General features: G+C 62.0%; 17 protein-coding genes and 1 pseudogene. 4 read left to right on the top strand and 14 right to left on the bottom strand.

The window, feature by feature from the left end; all coding sequences use genetic code 11:
• Positions 1-128 precede the first annotated feature (128 nt).
• The 5 genes from PTE30175_RS01440 to PTE30175_RS01420 form a co-directional block, all read right to left on the bottom strand.
• Complete coding sequence (locus PTE30175_RS01440; RefSeq protein ID WP_150695260.1) at positions 129-1,088, bottom strand: amidohydrolase family protein; 960 nt, start codon at positions 1,086-1,088, stop codon at positions 129-131.
• Positions 1,089-1,109: 21 nt separating this feature from the next.
• Entirely contained in the window at positions 1,110-2,402 is a 1,293-nt protein-coding gene (locus tag PTE30175_RS01435) for an MFS transporter (RefSeq protein WP_150695259.1), read from the bottom strand.
• An 81-nt stretch (positions 2,403-2,483) separates the two neighbouring features.
• Entirely contained in the window at positions 2,484-3,416 is a 933-nt protein-coding gene (locus PTE30175_RS01430; RefSeq protein WP_150695258.1) for a YncE family protein, read from the bottom strand.
• 33 nt (positions 3,417-3,449) lie between these two features.
• A complete protein-coding gene (locus PTE30175_RS01425; RefSeq protein WP_150695394.1) occupies positions 3,450-4,379 on the bottom strand; it encodes a dihydrodipicolinate synthase family protein in 930 nt (309 codons plus the stop codon).
• Positions 4,380-4,432: 53 nt separating this feature from the next.
• Positions 4,433-5,479, bottom strand: a complete 1,047-nt coding sequence (locus PTE30175_RS01420; protein WP_150695257.1) for a 4-hydroxythreonine-4-phosphate dehydrogenase PdxA — start codon at positions 5,477-5,479, stop codon at positions 4,433-4,435.
• Positions 5,480-5,706: 227 nt separating this feature from the next.
• On the opposite strand from PTE30175_RS01420, the gene PTE30175_RS01415 reads away from it, so the two are divergent.
• Complete coding sequence (locus PTE30175_RS01415) at positions 5,707-6,657, top strand: LysR family transcriptional regulator (protein ID WP_150695256.1); 951 nt, start codon at positions 5,707-5,709, stop codon at positions 6,655-6,657.
• A gap of 30 nt (positions 6,658-6,687) precedes the next feature.
• Here the strand turns inward: PTE30175_RS01415 and PTE30175_RS28445 are convergent.
• Together PTE30175_RS28445 and PTE30175_RS01405 are read right to left on the bottom strand one after the other, a co-directional pair.
• Positions 6,688-6,810 (bottom strand): annotated as a pseudogene (locus PTE30175_RS28445) (VOC family protein); the annotation flags it as partial.
• 29 nt (positions 6,811-6,839) lie between these two features.
• Complete coding sequence (locus tag PTE30175_RS01405) at positions 6,840-8,330, bottom strand: sensor domain-containing diguanylate cyclase (RefSeq protein WP_150695255.1); 1,491 nt, start codon at positions 8,328-8,330, stop codon at positions 6,840-6,842.
• A gap of 529 nt (positions 8,331-8,859) precedes the next feature.
• Here PTE30175_RS01405 and PTE30175_RS01400 point away from each other — a divergent pair.
• The gene (locus tag PTE30175_RS01400; protein ID WP_150695254.1) at positions 8,860-10,056 is read left to right on the top strand and encodes a chromate transporter; all 1,197 of its coding nucleotides are present in this window, start codon (positions 8,860-8,862) and stop codon (positions 10,054-10,056) included.
• A 32-nt stretch (positions 10,057-10,088) separates the two neighbouring features.
• Here the strand turns inward: PTE30175_RS01400 and PTE30175_RS01395 are convergent, their stop codons facing one another.
• Complete coding sequence (locus PTE30175_RS01395) at positions 10,089-11,813, bottom strand: FAD-binding protein (RefSeq protein WP_224788543.1); 1,725 nt, start codon at positions 11,811-11,813, stop codon at positions 10,089-10,091.
• Positions 11,814-12,018: 205 nt separating this feature from the next.
• Here PTE30175_RS01395 and PTE30175_RS01390 point away from each other — a divergent pair, with 205 nt between their 5' ends.
• Positions 12,019-12,621 carry a TetR/AcrR family transcriptional regulator gene (locus PTE30175_RS01390; protein WP_150695253.1) on the top strand — a complete coding sequence of 201 codons (603 nt, stop codon included), beginning with the start codon at positions 12,019-12,021 and terminating at the stop codon, positions 12,619-12,621.
• A 32-nt stretch (positions 12,622-12,653) separates the two neighbouring features.
• On the opposite strand, the gene PTE30175_RS01385 is transcribed toward PTE30175_RS01390, so the two are convergent.
• From PTE30175_RS01385 to PTE30175_RS01370, 4 genes are all read right to left on the bottom strand, one after another.
• Complete coding sequence (locus PTE30175_RS01385) at positions 12,654-13,106, bottom strand: type III secretion system chaperone (protein WP_150695252.1); 453 nt, start codon at positions 13,104-13,106, stop codon at positions 12,654-12,656.
• A gap of 19 nt (positions 13,107-13,125) precedes the next feature.
• Positions 13,126-15,039, bottom strand: coding sequence for a hypothetical protein (locus PTE30175_RS01380; protein ID WP_150695251.1), 1,914 nt, complete (start codon positions 15,037-15,039; stop codon positions 13,126-13,128).
• A gap of 407 nt (positions 15,040-15,446) precedes the next feature.
• On the bottom strand, positions 15,447-16,829 hold the full coding sequence (locus tag PTE30175_RS01375; RefSeq protein ID WP_150695250.1) for a DUF1329 domain-containing protein: 1,383 nt from the start codon (positions 16,827-16,829) through the stop codon (positions 15,447-15,449).
• 177 nt (positions 16,830-17,006) lie between these two features.
• On the bottom strand, positions 17,007-17,192 hold the full coding sequence (locus PTE30175_RS01370) for a hypothetical protein (RefSeq protein WP_191628737.1): 186 nt from the start codon (positions 17,190-17,192) through the stop codon (positions 17,007-17,009).
• A gap of 42 nt (positions 17,193-17,234) precedes the next feature.
• On the opposite strand from PTE30175_RS01370, the gene PTE30175_RS01365 reads away from it, so the two are divergent.
• Positions 17,235-17,624: a class II aldolase/adducin family protein gene (locus tag PTE30175_RS01365; RefSeq protein WP_224788542.1), complete on the top strand. Its 390-nt coding sequence runs from the start codon at positions 17,235-17,237 to the stop codon at positions 17,622-17,624.
• A 122-nt stretch (positions 17,625-17,746) separates the two neighbouring features.
• On the opposite strand, the gene cysC is transcribed toward PTE30175_RS01365, so the two are convergent.
• Together cysC and PTE30175_RS01355 are read right to left on the bottom strand one after the other, a co-directional pair.
• Positions 17,747-18,271 (bottom strand): adenylyl-sulfate kinase, encoded by a 525-nt coding sequence (gene cysC, locus PTE30175_RS01360; protein WP_150695249.1) that lies wholly within the window; start codon positions 18,269-18,271, stop codon positions 17,747-17,749.
• Positions 18,272-18,464: 193 nt separating this feature from the next.
• Positions 18,465-19,421: a PDR/VanB family oxidoreductase gene (locus PTE30175_RS01355; protein WP_150695248.1), complete on the bottom strand. Its 957-nt coding sequence runs from the start codon at positions 19,419-19,421 to the stop codon at positions 18,465-18,467.
• Position 19,422: the final 1 nt, after the last annotated feature.

Here is a 19,422-nt window from a genome sequence, read left to right as displayed (position 1 = left end):
CCATGCGTGCGGTGCACCTACCCCGGCGGCGCGTCCAAACCGGGTATGGGCATCCGGCCCTTTGAGCGGGGCCACCCGCTCATCGCCGACCTGAGAAACAGGCTCGGCCTGACACCCGAAACCGACGGTCACGCCCCAGAGCCGACGACGGGAACCGCGCACTGCGGAAGATCGATGCGATAGAAGCGCAGCGCATTCCCGGACATCACCGCGCTGCGTTGTGACGGTGTGAGATGATCGAGCATGCGCACCACGCCACCGACCAGTTCGGGGTAGGTAATGCGCAACCCGGCGACCGGGAAATTGCTGGCGAACATGCAGCGTTCCCAGCCGAAGATTGCCAGCGTATCGCGCACGATGCGCGCGTTCGCATGCCAGTCCCAGGCTTGCCCGCGCAATCCGAACTCCGAGAGCTTGACGTGCACATTGGATTCGCGCGCCAGCGTTTCCATCCAGCCGCGCCAGCGCTTGAGTCCTTCCTCGCTGCGATCCCACGCGAAGCCGTGGTGATTGAGGACGATGGGCACCTCGGGAAACATGCGCGCGACCTCGGCGGCTTCCGGCAGGTGCCAGGCGGGCACCCGGAGGTCCCAACTCAACCCATGGCGGCCCAACAGCGAGAAGCCGCGCAACCAGGCCTCGTCCTGCATGGTCCCCGGCAGTCCGCGCACGCTGTGCACCGGCGACGGCGCGGTGACCGGCTTACTGCGAATCCCGCGCACGAGCGGGCATTCGAGGTGCTGCAGCAAGCGCGCCTCGGTATCCGGGCGATCAAACCAGACGTGCGCGACGACAGCATTCGGGAAGCCGTGCCTGGCATGCATCGTCTGCAGCCAGGCGGTCTCGGCCACCTGCTCGTCGCGGGCGCGTTCGGCCTCCACGTGCACCGTCGCCACCACGCGGCACCCGCGCGCAGCGGCGCGATAGTCCCCGGGAAGAAAGTCGCGGCAGATCGCGCGGTACTCGCCGAGAAAAAACGCCTCGGCGTCGTAGGCTTCCTGCAACCACGGGTAACGGCCTTGCGACAGATCCCAGAGATGGTGATGCGCATCGACAACGTCAATGGGACCGGCGTCCGGATTCGACATGCTGGCACTCATGGCAAAAGCTCAACGCTCGCAGCGAGCGGGCAGCGTGGCCGCGATCGTGGCCGCAATCACCAGCGCCGCAGCCAGGCAGTAGACGCCGACGTTGGCGTTGTAATGCTGGATCAGTACGCCCACGGCATATGGGCCGCAGAAGCCGCCCAGGTTGCCGAGCGCGTTGATCAGCCCGCGGGCGCCGCCGGCCGTCTCGGGATTGCACAGCTTGGGCGGAATCGTCCAGAACACGCCGGCGGCAGCCTGCAGGAAGAAGCCGCTACCGATCAGGAAAATATACGACAGCGCCACGCTGGCCTGGAAATGGACGGACAGGAACAGGCACAAGGCAAACCCGAGCAACGGCGCAATGACGAACACGCGGCGCTTTCCCCTTCTATCCGACAGATACGACGTCGCCCACATGCCGGCCATGGTACCGATGTACGGCAGGATCGCGAGCATACCGACCTGGCCCATGCCGCCGTGCGTCAGGTTTTTCAGGATGGTGGGCAGCCAGAGCGTGTAGCCGTAGATCCCGACCTGATAAAAGAAATTAAGCACGATGAGGCGCCAGATGATCGGGTCGCACAGCACCGCGCCGAACGAGGCGGCAATCGCGTCCTTGCCGCGCGCCGCTTCGCGTTCGACGCGCAGGGCCGTCAGGATATAGTCCTTCTCCGTGGCCGACAGCCACTTGGCGCTTTCCGGGCTGTCGCTGGCGAACGGAATCCAGATCAGCAGGAACAGCGCTGACAGCGCTGCTGTCGTGAAAAACAGGTAGTGCCAGTTCAACGCTGCAAGCACCGCGCCGGACAGGGGCGCAGTGATCATGCCCGCGAGCGGCACAAACATGATGACCATCGCGTTGGCGCGTCCACGCTCCTTGTCGGGAAACCAGCTGCTGACCATCGTCAACACCACGGGCAGCATGCCGCCCTCGGCCACACCCAGCATGAAGCGTAGCGTCAGCAATTGCCAGGCCTCCGTCACCAGGCCGGTCAACATCGAGATCAACGCCCAGGCGACCAGCGACCACGCGATGAAGCGCTTGCCGCTGCCAAGCGCCGCCAGCCGTCCGCCGGGGATCTGCAGGAACAGATAGCCGATGAAGAAGATGCCGCCGGCCAGGCCGACCGTGCTCGCCGCGAGACCGAGGTCGGCGCTCATGCCGCCGGGCATCGCAAACGCGATGTTCACCCGGTCCATGTAGGAAATGATGCAGGCAAGCAGGATCGGCGGAATGACGCGCAGCCAGCGTTTGCCGGGAATGGCGATGCCGCCGGCGGCACTTGTGGGGCCAACCGTTTCGAAGGTGCTCATGTTGTCTCCTGATTCCGCACTCGCGCGCATGCCGCGCGATGCGTGATTTTGCTTATCGTCTTGTTGTGCCGCGCAGGCGCACTAGCCGGCCAGCACGACCAGCCCGTCGGGCTCCTTGCCGGTGGCGAAGGCGTGCGACAACGCCAGGGTTTCCAGATCGAGACTTGCCACGCTGTTGTCGTTGAGCGGGATGTAGGCGAGCGGCGCGGCCGGATGAAACGCGAGCGCGATCGGCTTGTGCACGGTCGGCACGCGATGCAGCGGCGCAAGCGTCTGCGCGTCGTAGACGCCGATGCTGCGCTCCCCGTAGTTCGTGACGAACAGGCGGTTGTCACGGGACAGGTAGATGCGTGTCGGATCCTCGCCGGTCGGCACGGTCTTGAGGATCTCCATTGTCCTGGCGTCGAGCATGGAGAGCGTGGCGTCGTCGCGGCTCGCCACGTAAAGGATCGACTCGTCGCGATTGAGGCAGCATCCTTCCGGGCGGCCACCGACACTCGCGGCCAGCGGCGGCCGCGTTGGGTCGTGCGGGTGCACGCGCGTGACGGTATGCGATTGCAGATGCGTGATGTACGCCCGCTCGCCGTCGCGGCTCACCACGAACAGATGGCTTTTGACGCCGCCCGAGGGCACGACGCGCGCGGGTGTCCGGTGCTCGGCCGGTTTGTCGAACACCAACAGCACGTTGTCGTGCTCGCTGAGCGCATACACGCGATCGTGCCGGTCGATCTGGATGCCGTGGATGCGGCCATGCGGCGCGCAATCCAGCGAAGCGACGTGCTCGCCGCGCGCGATGTCGACCACGAAGACCTCGTGTCCGCCCACGCCCTCATGGGCGAAGGTTTGCACGCCGTAGTGCCCGACATAGGCAAAGTCGCCGCGCGCGTCGACCACGAATTCATGAGGATAGGCTGGCAATTGGGCGCGGAACGCCAGCGCGCCGGTGTCCAGGTGATAACCGCTGAAGCTGTTGCCGAATTTCTCGACGAGGACGGCCTTGAGACGGGATGTCATAAAACTTCTCCAAAGCAAAACACACGCGGGGAATCAGCGGCCCCAGCGAAGCACCAGCGGATCGAGGCGGCGGGCCGTATCGAGCAAACCTTCGCGAATTTCCGGCGTCAACGCCGGCATCGGATGCCGCGGCGCGTCGCAGGCGATCACGCCGCCCTCTTTCATCAGCACCTTGGCGCTCAGAATGCCGCTCTGCCGGTTTTCGTAGTTGATGAGGGGCAACCAGCGTTGATACAAGGCAAACGCCTTGTCGCGGTCGCCACCTCGATACGCCTCGATGATCGGACGGATGCCGTCTGCATAGGCGCCGCCCGTCATCGCGCCGGTCGCGCCCGCGTCCAGGTCGGCCATCAGCGTGATGGCTTCCTCACCGTCCCACGGTCCCTCCACCGCCGCGCCGCCGAGACGGATCAGCTCGCGCAGCTTGGCGGCCGCGCCCGGCGTCTCGATCTTGAAGTAGGCGACGTGCTCGATCTCCTGCGCCATGCGCGCGAGGAACGACGCAGACATCGGCGTGCCGGCGGCCGGTGCGTCCTGGATCATGATCGGAATGTCGACCGCATCCGAAAGGCGCGCGAAGTACTCGTAGATCTGCGGCTCGGGCACGCGAAAGGTGGCGCCGTGATATGGCGGCATCACCATCAGCATGGCGGCGCCCTGCGCTTGCGCCCGGCGGCTGCGTGCGGCGCAGACGGCCGTGCTGTAGTGCGTCGTCGTCACGATGACCGGAACGCGCCCGGCCACATACTCGAGCACGGTGCGCGTCAACACCTCGCGTTCGTCGTCCGACAGGGTGAATTGCTCGGAGAAGTTCGCCAGAATGCAAATGCCGTCGACGCCAGAGTCGATCATGAAGTCGATACAGCGTTTCTGACTTTCCAGGTCCAATTCGCCGGAAGGGTGGAAAGTGGTGGGCGCGACCGGGAAAATCCCTCGGTAGCGCGGCTGGGTGCGAAGCGTCATGTGGGTACTCACTGAATGATGGGGAAATGCGCCGGTGACGTTGGCATCGGCGGTCATGCGGACACGCCGGCCGCGGCGCGATAGGACGCGCCCATGCGGCATGCGATCAGGAAAGCTTGCCAAGTGGCTTCAACACTCGCTGTTCCCAAGCCGGCGATGTCGTAGGCCGTGCCGTGCGCCGGCGTGGTGATCGGAATCGGCAAGCCGCCCTGCACCGTGACGCCGCGGGAAAAGCCCATCAGCTTGATCGCGATCTGCCCTTGGTCGTGGTACATCGTGACGACAGCCTGATACTCGCCGGCCTGCGCCTTCAGGAAAATGGTGTCGGCCGGGAATGGGCCATGAAACGGCGAGTCGGTCGGCCACTCGCGCGCCTGAAGCGCGCGCACCGCCGGTTCGATGATGTCCACTTCCTCGCGGCCGCACGTTCCACCGTCACCGCCATGCGGATTGAACGCCGCCACCGCGATCTTGGGCGCTGTCACGCCGTTGGCCAGCAGCGAACGATAGATCAGCTCCGCAGCCTGCTCGATGCGCGACACGCTGAGATAGCCGGGGGCATCCTTGAGCGGCACGTGGGACGAAATGCGCGACGTCCACAATGTGCCGAGCGTATTGAATTCGCAGAAGTAGCCGGTCACGCCGAGGTGCTCGGCAAAATGATGCAGTTCGTCCTCGTGGCGCAGGCCGCCAAGCTTCATCGCTTGCTTATTGAGCGGCCCGAAGCAAATGGCGTCGATCTCGCCTTCGAGCGTGGCGTCCATGCACTGGTCCAGAATCTGCAGCACGGACCGCCCGCCGGGCGCGTCGGCACGGCCGCGCTGCACGCCGGCCGGCGCAACGGTGCCGACCGCGAGAAAGGCGGGACGCGATGTATCTCGCCGGCCCCGGACCTCGCCCAATGACGACACGTCGACAGTGGCAACGTGGGTGCCGGCCACACGCTGGCCGTCTTCCCACAGCCAGCGGTCGCCGATCAGGACGATATTGGCGTGTTCGGTGGCGGCGGGCTTCGCGAGCAGCTTGGCGATCAGTTCAGGGCCGATCCCTGCGGGGTCGCCCAAGGTGAGCGCGACAACGGGTTTTGTCGAGGAAGTCATGGCGTCAGGTACTTGGTAGGTTCAGTCTTGAGAATGATGTCGCGTCCCAACCCGGTGCGTTCGGCACGCATGGGCATTGGCCGCCGCGCCGAACGGCGCGTCCATCAACTGTCTCCGGTTCGTCTTTTATTGGATGGGAAGTGGCTTCCATTGAGCGTATGGTAGGCAGGCCATTGATTACCGTATAGTGAAATAATTTGATCCATCGATAACCTGGAGAAATCAAATTGGGCTCCATCGACAAGCGGGATTCGACCCCTCAATTGCTCAATCGCCTGCGCATGCGGCAGGTCGCATTGATGCTGGCCATCGAGGAGCGCAAGACCCTGCGGGCGGCGGCGGCCGAACTCGGGCTCACGCAACCGGCCGCGACCAAGATGCTCCACGAGTTGGAGGACGCGATGGGGCAGCGTCTGTTCGAGCGCGTGGGCCGGGGTCTCGTCATCAATTCGGCTGGGCAGCGAGTGATGGAGTACTTCCGCGGTATTCGCGGCAGCATGGAAGCGCTCAACGGGGAACTGGACGAACTGCGCCTGGGCAGTGCCGGGCGTTTTTCGGTCGGCAGCGTCATGGCCGCGTCGCCGGGACGCCTGACCGAGGCGTTGGTGGGACTCAAGGCAGCGTTTCCGCTGCTGTCCGTGGAGATCGCAGTCGACACGAGCGATCGCCTGCTGACGCAATTGCGTGAAGGGGTGCTCGAAGTGGTGGTCGGACGTTGGGTCCGCGAAGAGCGCAAGGATTGCCTGTTCCGCGCGCTCGACAACGAGGAGCTCTCCGTCGTCGTCGGCAACCACCATCCACTGGTCGGCAAGCGAAGGGTGAGCTTCTCGGACCTGCAACCCTATCCGTGGATACTACAGCCGTCCGGCAGCCCGATGCGCGAAGTGATCGAGCGCGAATTCCGCGACCATCAGACGCCGTTGCCGCGCGGCCTGATTGAAACCGGCTCGATCCTCACCACGATCAACCTGATCCGCCGTTCGGAAATGATCGGCGTGATCCCCGAAGCCGTGGCGCGCCGGGACGCCAAGCACCATGTGATCAGCATCGTGGCCTATCCGATCCGGCAGAAACTGGCGGCCTACGGCAGCATCGTACGCCGCGATCGTCCCCCGAGTACGGCCGCGCTACGGTTTCTCGAACTGTTGCACGCCGGCCCCGTTCGGAAGGCGGGTTAGGGTCCGAACCGGCCGCGCGCGTGGCACAAGTCAACGCAGCGGTCGTGCGAAGCTCAATTCATGACCATCCGGATCCGTGATGTGGAAGTAGCGTTCGCCCCAAGGCGCATCGCGCGGCGCAAAGGCGGGGCGAAGTCCGGCCGCAAGGGCCTTCTCATCGCAGCTGGCAGCAGCCCAATGCGTCAGGTAACCGGATCCGCACACTCCATGCGAGCCCTCGACACCTTGTTCCTGCCGGTGGCTTTCGCGTTGTACAAGGCTTCGTCGGCAGCCTTGATGACCGCAGTCACGTCATCGCCCTGATTGGGTGTCCAACTGGCCATGCCGATGCTGGCCGTGACCCGGCCGTGCTCGCTGCCCGTGTGCTCAATACCCAGTTCGCTGATCGCCACCCGGATTTTTTCTGCGATCAGCGAAGCCCCCGCAGGCGGGGTGTTGGGAAGGACCACGACGAACTCCTCCCCCCCATAACGCGCTGCGCTGTCGCCCGGCCGCCGGATGTTCTCACCGATGCACTGCGCCGCGGCCGCCAGTACGTCGTCACCCGCCTGATGTCCGTAGGTATCGTTGTAGGCCTTGAACCGGTCGAGGTCGACAAACAACAAGGAGAATACGCTACGCGCCCGCTTGGCCCGACGCCATTCGTGGTCGAGAATCTCGCCAAGGGTGCGACGGTTGTGCAGACCCGTCAGGCCGTCGGTTCTGGCCAGCACTTGCAGCTCCGATTCTGCCCGCAAACGGCGGCGCAGTTGAACACCCAGCAGGAACGAAAGGACGACGAATCCCACCCCGAGTGCAGCCATGAGCGAGCCGATCATCGTTGTGCGCTTGCGCCATGCCGCGTAGACATCCTGTTCGGCCTCGGCCACCATGATGATCAATGGCAGGTCGGGGAAATTCTTGAACGAATAGAGCCGGCGCACGCCATCGATCGACGCGGTTTCGCTGAAACTGCCTTCCGCCTCCGATGCGAACTGCCGGAACGTGCTCGCCTGGCTGATATCGCGCCCGATGATGCGTGCCTCATACGGCTGACGCATGACCATGATGCCGTTCTTGCCGATGAGCGCGATGGATCCATGCGGACCCAGTGACAGCCCGGCAAACAGATTGTGGAAATACTCGAGATTGACGGCGAACAGCACGATGCCAGCGAACGAGCCATCGGGGTGCGAAAGCCGCCGCGTCAGTGCAATGCTGGGTTCGCCGTCCCGCAATTTTGATTGATAGGGATCGCTGATGTACAAACCGATATTCGGGTTGTCGCGATGGACAGTGAAATACTTGCGGTCGGCAAAATTCCCTTTTCGCGGTTTATCGCTGGCGTCAATCAAGATATTTCCCGACGCATCCAGCACCAGCATCGACCCCAAATATTTCGCGGTGGCAGCACGATCGAAAAGCACTGCGCGGATCAGATGGGGGGGAAGCGCCATCACGTCGGGCTCGCTCATGCCTTCGACGACCGCCTGCAAGGAAAGGTCATACAACTCGAAGTTCCGCTCGATATCCCGCTCGGCGATCAGCGCGACGTTGCGCGATGTTTCCCGGGCGCGATCGAGCGCATCGGCGCGCCCCTGATACAACACGGTTGCGCACAAACAAACCATGATGAGCGCGATGACGCCCCCGCCGTAGACAATCAAATGGGAAGCCGCGAACTGATGTCGCATCAGACCGCGTGCGAGTGGGCAAGCCCAACCACGCGCTTCAGTTACTTTGTCCACACTAACCTCGACAGTGTCAGGAAAATCCGGCAATACATGGGTTACACAATCGTTCGGGCCAAGCACGCCACAGCACTCCGACGCTCAAAAACGACTGCAGGATGGTTACCGGTTCACCGCCGAAGGCCGCCTTGACGTTTTGGGTCCATCTCATTTTCTTCTTCGGGTTTGCATCAGGTCGCTTCGCGTCGCGACGGCAATTATCCTCGAAATCTTGGGGCCTGAGGTTGCTCAAAGGAAACGCGGCACATCCTGCGGGTGAATTTCTGTCGGAAAATCGCCCAACACATGTTGGCGGGCAAATCCGACCCAAACGAAGAAAATGATGGGAGAATGCCGGGCAGGAATCCGCGCCGGAATTCAGTAAGTTGGCGTTACAACAGGTCAGGAGCGGCCAGTACATCCGGGCAACAGCCTGCTAGCCGGGGTTGTTGCAACAAATATCGCGCGACTGGATCGCACAAAGATAATATCGATGACGAGCGTCAATACCATCCTGCGTGGCGAAAGCGAGCCATTGTGGAAGTTGTTCTGGGTAGTATTCGGCGTGTCCTTGCTGTCGTGGGGCGGGCTTGCCCTGATGGCTCAACTGGAACACCACTATGTCCAGCGCAAGCAGCGCCTTTCGCCGCTGGCCTTCGCCGATTTGATTGCGCTCGCGTGGATCGTGCCCGGCCCGGTCGGGTGCAACGTCGCCGTGCAGCTCGGCTATGCCCTGCGTGGCCGCACGGGGGCCTGGGTGGCTGGCGTGGCAAGCGTGGCGCCGTTCTTCCTGTTGATGACGGTGTTCGCCATGTTCTATCGGACACCGCTCGTCCATACGGTTGCCTCGCAAGCATTGATCAATCACTTCAGCGTCGTGCTTGCCGTGTTGATCGGCCTTGCGTGGTACAAGCAAACGCGCGTGCTCGTGCGTGGGCCCATCGAATGGGTGACAGCCGTACTTGCATGCGTGGCCCTCGCGTTTGCGCACAGCCCGGCAGCCTACGTGCTGCTGCTCGGCGGAACATTCGCGGCGGGCTGGTTCCTCAGCCCTGAGCGCAAGGGAAAACTTGAATTCTCGGTCGCGCTGGCAGACCGGCGATTGCTGTTTGGACTTTCGATCCTGCTCGCCCTGTTCGCCGTGCCGTGGCCCAGGCAGTATGAGCTCGCATTGCTGTGGCCGCGGCTTGCGGGTGCCGGGATGACACTTTTCGGCGGCGGCTTTTCGGCACTGCCCGTCCTGAAAACGCTGTTCGTGACGCCCGCCGTAGGCATCTCGGAGAATGACTTCACATTGGCATTCGCGCTGTCGCCGATTTCACCCGGGCCACTGCTCAATGTGATTCCGTTCCTCGGCTACCTGATCAACGGCTGGACTGGCGCACTGATCGCGACCTTGGCGCTGTTCGTGCCCTCGGGTTTTCTCGTCGTCTTTGCGCAACGGCATGTGAGCGAACTGAGGGCATACTCGCGCTTCGAAGACGGGCTGCGGATGCTGCGCGTGGCAACCACGGCGTTCCTCGCGTTCGCCGTAGTGCGCATCGTGCTGCACATCCCGTTCCAACCGGTCTATCTGCTGACGGCGGCATTCGCGGGCGCTTGCCTGTTCAGGGCAAAGGTGCCCGTATACGCGGTGTACGCCACCGTTGCTGCCGCGTTCGGATTGTGGGTCATGGGGGCCCGCATGTAGTTTGCCTGATTGCCCCAAGCCAGGGGGGCAAGTCAACTCGGTGGAATGAGATCGGCTGCAATATGATTGGCGGCGATGTAACCGAAGGTCATCGCCGGGCCGATGGTTGAACCCGGACCGGGATAGGTCTTCCCCATGACGGCCGCCGACGTATTGCCCACGGCGTAGCATCCCGCGATCACGCTGCCATCCGGGCGCAGCACGCGGGCCAACGCGTCCGTGCGTAAGCCGCCCTTGGTGCCGAGTTCGCCGGGATCGATCCGCAATGCGTAGAACGGCCCGCGCTCGATCGGCCCGAGACAGGGATTCGGCGTCGACGTTGCGTCGCCGTAATAGCGATCGAAGGCATTCCCGCCCTTGCCGAATTCCGTATCGACACCCGTCGCCGCAAAGCCATTCATCTTCCGAACGGTTTCGGCCAGGCCGTCGGGATCGACGCCGATCTTCGCAGCAAGTTCGGCGAGCGTATCGGCCCGGAAGATCACATTATCGAGCCAGCCGGGCGGTATCTTGCTGTCCGGTTGCACGCTGCCCGGCAGCAGCACACCGCACGGATAGCGTTTGCGGTACTCCGCATCGAAAACCATCCACGCCGGCACATTCGCATTCGTGCGCGCCTGATCGGCGTACATTGCGTAGATGATGTCGGTATAGGGTGCCGCCTCGTTGACAAAGCGCCGCCCAAGCCGGTTGACCATCACGCAGCGGGGCGCGGCGCGCTCGACGAACAATGCGCGCTGCTTTTCCTCGTCCGGCACGCGCACTGTCGGCGCGCCCCAGGTATGGTCCATCAAGGCGACGCCGGCCCCGATCTCCAGACCTGCGCGAATGCCGTCTCCGGTGTTGATCGGCGGCGCGGCGGTCCACTCGGCCCGGGTCGGCTTGGGCAGGTATTGCTCGCGCATCGCCTGATTCGCTTCAAATCCGCCGCACGCCAGCACGACGGCGCGCCGTGCATGAATACGGAACGTGCGCCCCTTCCGCTCCAGCGTCACCCCGACCACGCGCTGATCGGCGGTATGCAGTGCGCACATCCGGGACTCGAGCCACAGCGCAATCGTGCGTTGCGCGAGTGCGGCGCGCAGGCTCGCCACCAGCGCGTTGCCGAGCGTCAGCCGCCGATCACGCCGCGTGCGGCGCCGCCAGGCGAAATCCGTCGCATACCGCAGGGCCAGACGCGTCACCAGCCGGAGCCAGCCGGACTCTTTCGCAAGGATGGTGTGCGCTTCGACCTGCGTCATCGCGATACGCCCGCCGATCAGGGTGGCCGGCGACGGTGCGCGCAACTCGTCAAACTGGTCGCCGAGACGCTTTGCGTCGAAAGGCGCCGGCTCCATGGTGCGGTAGCCCGGTTTGCCGCCTTCGCGGTCCGGATAGTAGTCGGGATAGCGAGGCACCGCGTGGAAGTGGGTCTGCGCCTTCGCGGCAAGATACCCGACCATCTTCGGTCCGTTCTCCAGATAGGCATCGATCCGACTGCGGTCGAAGTCCTCCCCGACAACATTCTGCAGGTAAGTGATTGCCTCATCGTACGAATCGCTTCCACCGAGCGACGATATCTGGTCGTTGCAGGGAATCCAGATGCCGCCGCCGGAAACGGCCGTGGTTCCGCCGTATACCGCGCTCTTCTCAAGCACAAGCACCGACAGACCGTGATCGTGCGCGCGCAAGGCCGCGGTCATGGCGCCGGCGCCCGAGCCGACGACCACAACGTCGTACGTGGCGTCCCAGTGCATGGTCTCAAGGGAGTTGTTCATCGATGTGTCCTCGCGCCAGATGGTCTAAAAAGAGGAACGCCCGCCAAACTGGCAGGATCGCACCCCATTGCTATGTCACAAAATAAACGTTTGTGACACATGATGTCACAAAAACATGCATTTGTGACATCATCTGGAAAATCGGGCGCGATGGAACGCACCGTGCATTGAGCAAGGCATTTCGTCCAAAGAGGCAGAGGTTTGTATGAGTCGACAATTTCGCTGGGGAGATGCCAGCCGGATGGACAGTTCCGACGAGGGACGGACCTTGATCTTGCGTTCAGCGCTGGATTCGATGGTTGAACTGGGGATTGAGGGGTTTTCGATAGATGACGTTGCCGAGAGGGCAAATATTTCCCGCCGGACCCTCTATCGCTACTACGGGACCAAGAAGGAATTGATTCAGGCGGTCATCAGTGCCGAGAACCGTGCTTTTTTCGAAGAAATGCAGCACGGCTTGTCCGCGTACGAGGATGACTTCGAGGCGTACCTCGAGGAGTGTGTGTGCTTTGCGGTGCGTTATCGGGAACGCCACGGCGGATTCCATCATAACTATCTGGCGCGGAACGTGACCGCGGAGGTGTTCGCCTACATCCTCGAAAACATCGCGCCGATGTGGCACCACGTGCTGGATGGGCCGTACCGCCGTTACGTAAAAAAGTATGGGCCGTCGCTCGCGTCGCTCGACGACGTGATTGGGCTGATCAGCAGAATCGGGCTCGCCTATAGCCTCGTGCCTGCGGACGAGAGCGCGATTCGCGCGCAGATGCGATTGCTCAGGCGTGTCCCGGACAAAGCCTCGGGTTGAGGCGTGGGCCATATCATCGACGAAGGCACACGTTATGGTGCCAAACGGGACTTCCAATACTCCGCCGCGCCCACGAAGCGCTCTATAAGTCTCACAAAGGCACCGTCGCCGATTTCGTCCAACTCGACGGTGCGACAAAGCACCACCTCGTTTGTTTCGCCATCGACCGCCAATGTCGCGCCTGCAGTCTCCGCTACGAATAGGTTCGCTTCCAACAATTGCAGGAAGAACGCCTCTCGCCCTTCGACCGGCAACGTGCCAAGCACCGTGTAGACCTGCATGCAGCCCGTGTCAGTGGTGCATTCCAAGTCTACGGCCAGCCGGTCGTCAAACATCAGACGTGCACAGCCGCGGCCGTCGAACCGCAGCGGCTCGGGAAAACCCGCCATCCGGCCCAGGTTGAGCAAGAGTTGATCGGCAACAAACATGAAGTCGTCGTGTTTTTCGAAACGGAATTGACGTCGCAGTGCAGTGGTCAGCCCCACGTATCACACTGCCCCGTATTTACTGCGCCTCACCTGGCATCACGTCATAGTTGTAGACAAGCGGGGCCGACAGGCGTACGTCTCCATCCTCATCAATTCGCAAAGCAAAAGTAAAGTCGGCGCAACCATGGTTGACGTCAAGCAGCACCATATCGTTACCGCGCTCGACGCCATCGGGTGACGGTGGCATGAAGTGCGTTGCGCCACGGATCGTGTAACCCGCTGATAGCAATAGCCCGCCGTCAGCATCGTCAGCAATTTGGTACGTTACCTTTTGAACTCCGCCAACAAGGCAGCCGGGCCTGCCATCCGGCAGGCGAACGGGGCTCTGCGCCGATAGCAGTATCCTCTGCAGACCCGAGAATACACTCTGGTTTGCGAAGTACGACGCCAGTTGCAGATTGCGCAGATTATCACCCGTGATGGTGCGCAGCTTCTCGATCGCCGCTTTGGCCCTGCTCTCCCGATCGTCAACAACGCGCGTCCTGTCGTACAAGGAATCGACGACACCGTCGGCCGTTTTCATGCTGTAGTCCGCGCGTGGCAGATCGATAATGAACGTCGGGTCGACGCCGCTATCCGTTCCGTCTTTCCAGACGTGGCGCTTTTTCGGGTCAAACGTCGCCAACATGTCGCGAAGGCACTTCATGATCGCACCTTGCACCTGTTCGGTGCCAGGTCCGGAACACACATTGGCGACACCCTTGTCGTTGAGACTGACACCAAATACGTCGCGTAACACCTTTGCGACGTCAGGCACGTCAACCTTGATGGGTCCGGCCGCGCGTTCCGGGCCCGCTTGGTAAGGTTTGATGTTCCGATCTTCAAGCTGCTGCTGTACGCACCCCTGGAGAATTCTCATTTCGACGGCTCGCGTATACGGCCCTTTTCCCAGTTCCGCCGTAGCGTCGTCGTCGTCGGACGAGAGGGCCCGCCCTGCCGTGTCAAGTGCCTCGATCAGCGCGTGTGCGACAGGACTTTCCAGCCATGCGGCGAATGCCGTCAATTCATCCGAATCGAGCGTCTGGAGCACTCGGCCCAAGAGGTTTTCACGGAACACCATCGCGTCGTCCTCCCCCTTTGCCTCGTTGCCCAGTTGCGCGTGGACGACTCGCGCGTTGCTGCCGTACGACTCAGCTTTTTCCAGGATTGCCACGAAGGCTGCGATATCGCTGCCCTTGAGAATAGCGTCCAATGCAGGGCGCACCGCCTCCACGTAGGCCTCAACAACAACCCGGCGCCGACGCTCGGCCTCGCGCCGGTACTTGCCCACGACCTCGCCCCCCTCTCCGAGGTGATCCATACCCTTCACCAGCGAGTTGAGTTGTCTATTGTCGAGATTGGGGAAAATGTCTTGCGTCGGCGACAAATAGTCCAGGAGGTGCTGGTGGACGTCGCCGATGGGGCCGTCCATTGACGTGGCGGTATGAAGTTCGAGCGCCAGAGCGTCCTCGCGTAGCATCACCACTGCACGACCGAAGGAGGCAATTTCGCGTGTCAGATTCTCGATATTATCTATCTGCGGCCGGCAATAGCAGCGCAATCTGCGAATACCCTCGTTCACGGTCAACGCGAGCCTTTCAGCCTTCACCTCGTACGCGAGCTTCACAGCCACGCGGGCACCAGGCACCCATCCCGAGAGATTCTCGTCGGCCACGCGAAGCAACGAGCGCAGTTCGTCACGGGGCAGCAAGACCAGCGCCGCCGCTACCTTGGCGCGATGCCTTTCCATTGTTTGCTCCACGGAAGTATCCGAATCCTTTCCAAGGGAGACAATGAAACGCTCCATGGTCTCGAGAATCCGCGCACGCTGCAAGCGGGCGAGCGGTTCGCCGACGAGTCCGGCACACCCTTCCTTATGAAGCACTTCCCGCACGGCCCGACAAAGCGCTTCGTACCTGGATGTCGCGGCGGTCTCCTCCTTTTGCTCCACGAAGCATCGCAGCACATTCCTCAGTGGATCGTTCCGGGGGCGCGCGCAAGTTGGCATGAGCATGCCAAGCAGCGGCCTTCGCAAGTCCCCGTCGTTGCGTCCAGGACCGGAGAATGTTCGCCCCGAGGCGCGCGGCACTGAGGCTGGTGCCTGCTGCACCGCTCTCCCACCCAGTCGGCCCACAAGCACCCGATAAGCGTCGGGACTGAATGGCGCTCGCTCGACCGTGCGGTGGGAAGTCACTGGAGGGATAGGCCCCATTTGCTGATGTTCCTGTTCGGGTAGGTGCCGTCGATATCGGGCGTATAGGCTGTAGAACGCGAGGCCATGCTCGAGATCGAATGATGCGAGGGCGCACCCGCCTGGTCTTTCACAAATCGCTCATGCCAGGCGGGCGTCAGTGAGCCTCAGAGCCCCGACGACCGGATCGAATCCGGGGAGAAATATCCCTCATCAAATTCCGGGTTGCTGTTCAGGCGCACCATCTTTCCCTCGTTTGTCAGTCGATCAGCCATGTACGCCGAGGAGATCAGGTCCTGATAAAAAACCGCTGCCGGATAAAACCGCTGGGCGTCATACGCGTAGAACGTCGTCTGCATATTGGTCCGCCACAACTGCCCGCGAGCGTCATAGTTGTCGGCCAGCAATCCCATCCAGGTGTCTTCGTCGAGATAGATCACCCGCTTCGCGTACTGATGGCGATAACCTGATTTCAGTGTCGCTTCCAGCACCCAAACCCGGTGCAACTCGTAGCGCACAAACTCCGGATTGGGGTGTCCTTTCTGCAGCAGCGATGCGTACTTGATCGCGGATTCGTTCAGTTTGTAATTGTCGTAAGGAACGTAGATTTCCTTCTTTCCGATGATTTTCCAGTTGTAACGTTCGCCGGAACCATTGAACAGTCGGTCGTCGTCAACCGTTCTGAACCCGCCAGGTCCTTGAGGCTGATCGAAGCCGAATTCGGGCGCCTGCCGGACACGCCGGGTACCAGGGTTGTACACCCAGGTTTTGGTGAGATCGGATCCTTCATGATCCCAGTAGGTCTGGGAGACGATGATATTGCCGCGGTCCCTGAGCGGCAGATCCGTTCCCACGCGAGCGAACGTCCTGTCGACAAGAGGCTGACCGTAGTGGAACTTCGGACCATTCAACGGCGACCAGATTTCGTATTTCCACTTCCCCCAGGCAATACTGCCGCTCGGATAAACGACCGCCTGGTCGTACACCGCAGCCTCGGTGGTGATCGCCGATGAGAAACGCAGATTCCACATCAACTCCAGACCGCTATGCGGAATGGGAAAAGGCGCCTGGGAAGGATAGTGCTTCAGACCGTTGCCGTCTGCCGTCATCTGCACGTCTTTCGCATTCGTTCTAATGTTCTTGTATGCAGCCTCCTCATAGCGGAAATCGCGATGACTCGGGTAGACGATCATCTTGAACGAAGCGGGGTACTGCTTGAAAAGCGCCTTCTGTCCGTCAGTCAGATTGGCCTGGTATTCGGACATGTTTTGCGCGGAAATGACGAAGCGCGGCTGCTCGCTTGCATACGGATCCGGATACCGATCCCCAGGCTTGTATGCCACGCCGGATGGCGTGCCCAACCACTTGCCGCTCCATGCCGGGATGGTTCCGTCCGCGTTGCCAGCACGTTCCGCCCCTATCGGCGTGAGCGAACTGTCCAATCGATTAAGTTCTCCCGCACTCGCGCCGGCCAGTGCAGGGGAACTCAAAAACGGAATCGCGGCAGAAACAATAGCCAATGCAAAGGATCGTCCGTATGAGGATCTCATTTTTTGTCTCACTCCATTTTGATGAATGTGTTCTGAAAGGACCTGGGGTTCCTTGCACATTCATTATCTGGTGAGCGCAGACGTGGAATGATTACCGCGCCGATCGTCAATCATGACGACCTCGCTCAAAAGGAGATTTGCGTGGCAGCTTCGCGGCCTCGGCAGGCAACTTTCGGCTCAGCGCGTGTCGGGCGGCATTGCGTCGCCCGGTGGGCACAGGCATCCGATAGCCATTGCGACCAGGCTGTCGAGCAGTGCGGGCGATTCGAGTTGTTCCGGCATGTCCTCGAGCACCGACCTGATGATGCCGCGCAGGCCTTTCCCCAACAGGTACGCTGCGAGCTTGGGATACGGCGTCTTCACGTCCTCTGCATAGAGATTCAGAAGCGGTAGCCAGGTGCATCGATGAACGCTTCGGCCGTCTTGTACTGCCCGCTCCACATCCCCAAAACATGGGGCGAAGTGACCGCGTCGGACATCCTGCGTCTTGATGCGCAAGGCCGTGTCATCGACGGCGACTGGAATATCACGCCGACCATCAACCTTCATATCGATGTGCATGCCGAGCGTCACGACGTTCGCGTGGTGATTCACAATCACCCCGAATGGGGAGCGGTGTGGGCCGCTGCGGGGCGATTTCCGCCCGTATATGACCAGACGTCGGCGTTGGTCGATACCGATCCCGTCCGCTACGACGAATATCGCGGGACCGTGGATGACGAGGCCCTCGGGGCGCAGCGGTCAACGCACCGACGTGCACGGCTTCCCGTTCCTGTGGGAAGCGATGGCGCGTGAAGAGATTCGTCGCGACCCGGGCGTATTGGAGTAAAGGCGAGGGGGCGCGCAATGACGTACGCAATTGCGCCATGATGCGTCAGGCCACTTCTCGGCCAACCACCCCCGATCCCTGCAGCAGTTCAGCGCGCCTTGAGAAGGTCCATCGTCGCCGCGACACACGCCGCAATCGATAGCTCGCCCGTGTCGAGCAAAATATCGGGACTGAGCGGCACCTCGTAGGGGTCGTCAACGCCGGTCAGGTTGGTGATGACGCCTGCCCGCGCCTTACGGTAGAGACCTTTCGGGTCACGCGCTTCGCACACCGAGAGAGGCGCCGCCAAATACACTTCGAAGAACTTCGGCCTCCCGACGATCCGGCGCGCCAGTTCCCGATCATCCCGATAGGGCGAAATCAAGGCGGCAATGGCCCAGGTGCCGGCTTCGTTGTGCGCCCGACACAGGTCAGCCACGCGGCGCACGTTTTCACTGCGATCCTGACGGGAAAACCCGAGGTCCGAACTCACCCGCTGGCGCACCGCGTCGCCGTCGAGTATCTCGCAAGTTGCGCCTGCGATTGCGAGCGCCTCGGCTAGCGCGTGCGCCAGGGTGGTCTTGCCGGCCGCGCTCAAACCGGTAAGCCAAAGGGTCGATGGAATGTGCTTCATGCTATTTCCCGGGCCGCCAGTCCGTCGCCCTCAATGGTTTGAACTTGTGGGCGCGCTTGACATGAAGGTTCCAGTGGACGATTTCGGAGCCAACGGAGTGTGATGGTACTACGCGGCGCGCGAACGGACACGCGTTGCCTCCCGACAGGGCCAGTGGCCGCTCGTCCCGGAACGAATTTCGGTAGCCACCCCGTCAGCAATCGAGAACCAGACGTCCCCGTTTGCAACCCGAGACACAGACCATCATTGACTTTCCGGCGTTTCTCTCCGAACCGCTCAGGACGCTATCCCGATGGTCGATCTCGCCTTCAAGTACCGTCATCTCGCAGCTGCCGCAAATTCCCTGTTCGCAACTGAATGGGACGTCCACGCCAGCGACAATGAGCGCATCGAGCAGACGCGTGCCGGACTCGACCCAGACGGTTTTCCCGCTCCGGGCGAGCTCAACCTCGTAACCGGGCGTCGCCACGGCGTCGGCGTTGACCGGCGCGGCGCCAAATCGCTCAATATGAGCGTGGGGGTACCCATGCCTGGCGCAGGCCTGCTCGAATGCGCCCAACATCGGTGACGGGCCGCAACAGTAGTAGCGGGTGTCCGCGCCCCGGCCACCAATGAATGCGTCCAGATCAGGCGGGCCGCGCTTCTCAACGTCAAAATGCAGCGAGAGCGGGATGCCAAGTGCCTGAATTGGACCCAGCCATGCAGCGTGTTCGCGCGAACGGCAGCAATAGAGCATGTCGACGCGCTTGCCGAGCGAAACGAGCCGCTGCGCCATGCTGTAGATGGCAGTGACACCGATGCCGCCGGCAATCAGCACGAACCGTTCGCCCGTTTCGTCGAGTGGAAAGTTATTGTGCGGCCCCGAGATGCTCAAGTGGTCTCCCACGCGCAGCTGCTCATGAATGAATGAGGAGCCACCTCGACTGTCGCGGGCGCGCAGCACGCCCAGCACGTAGTGCTGAACGTCATCGGCTGGATTGACCAACGAGTAACTGCGCACGAGTCCGTTCGGCAGATTCAGACGGATGTGCGCGCCAGCGTCGAAAGCAGGCAGTCGGTCGACGTCAACGGGACGCAGTTCGATGCTCAGCGTGTCAGTGGCTTCGACGGTGAGTTTTCCGACGACGACAGTGAGAGTGGCTGTACACATA

Origin of the sequence: Pandoraea terrae (assembly GCF_902459695.1) — a bacterium.
In the GTDB taxonomy this organism is placed as follows: domain Bacteria; phylum Pseudomonadota; class Gammaproteobacteria; order Burkholderiales; family Burkholderiaceae; genus Pandoraea; species Pandoraea terrae.
This window is presented reverse-complemented; position numbering and strand designations above follow the sequence as displayed.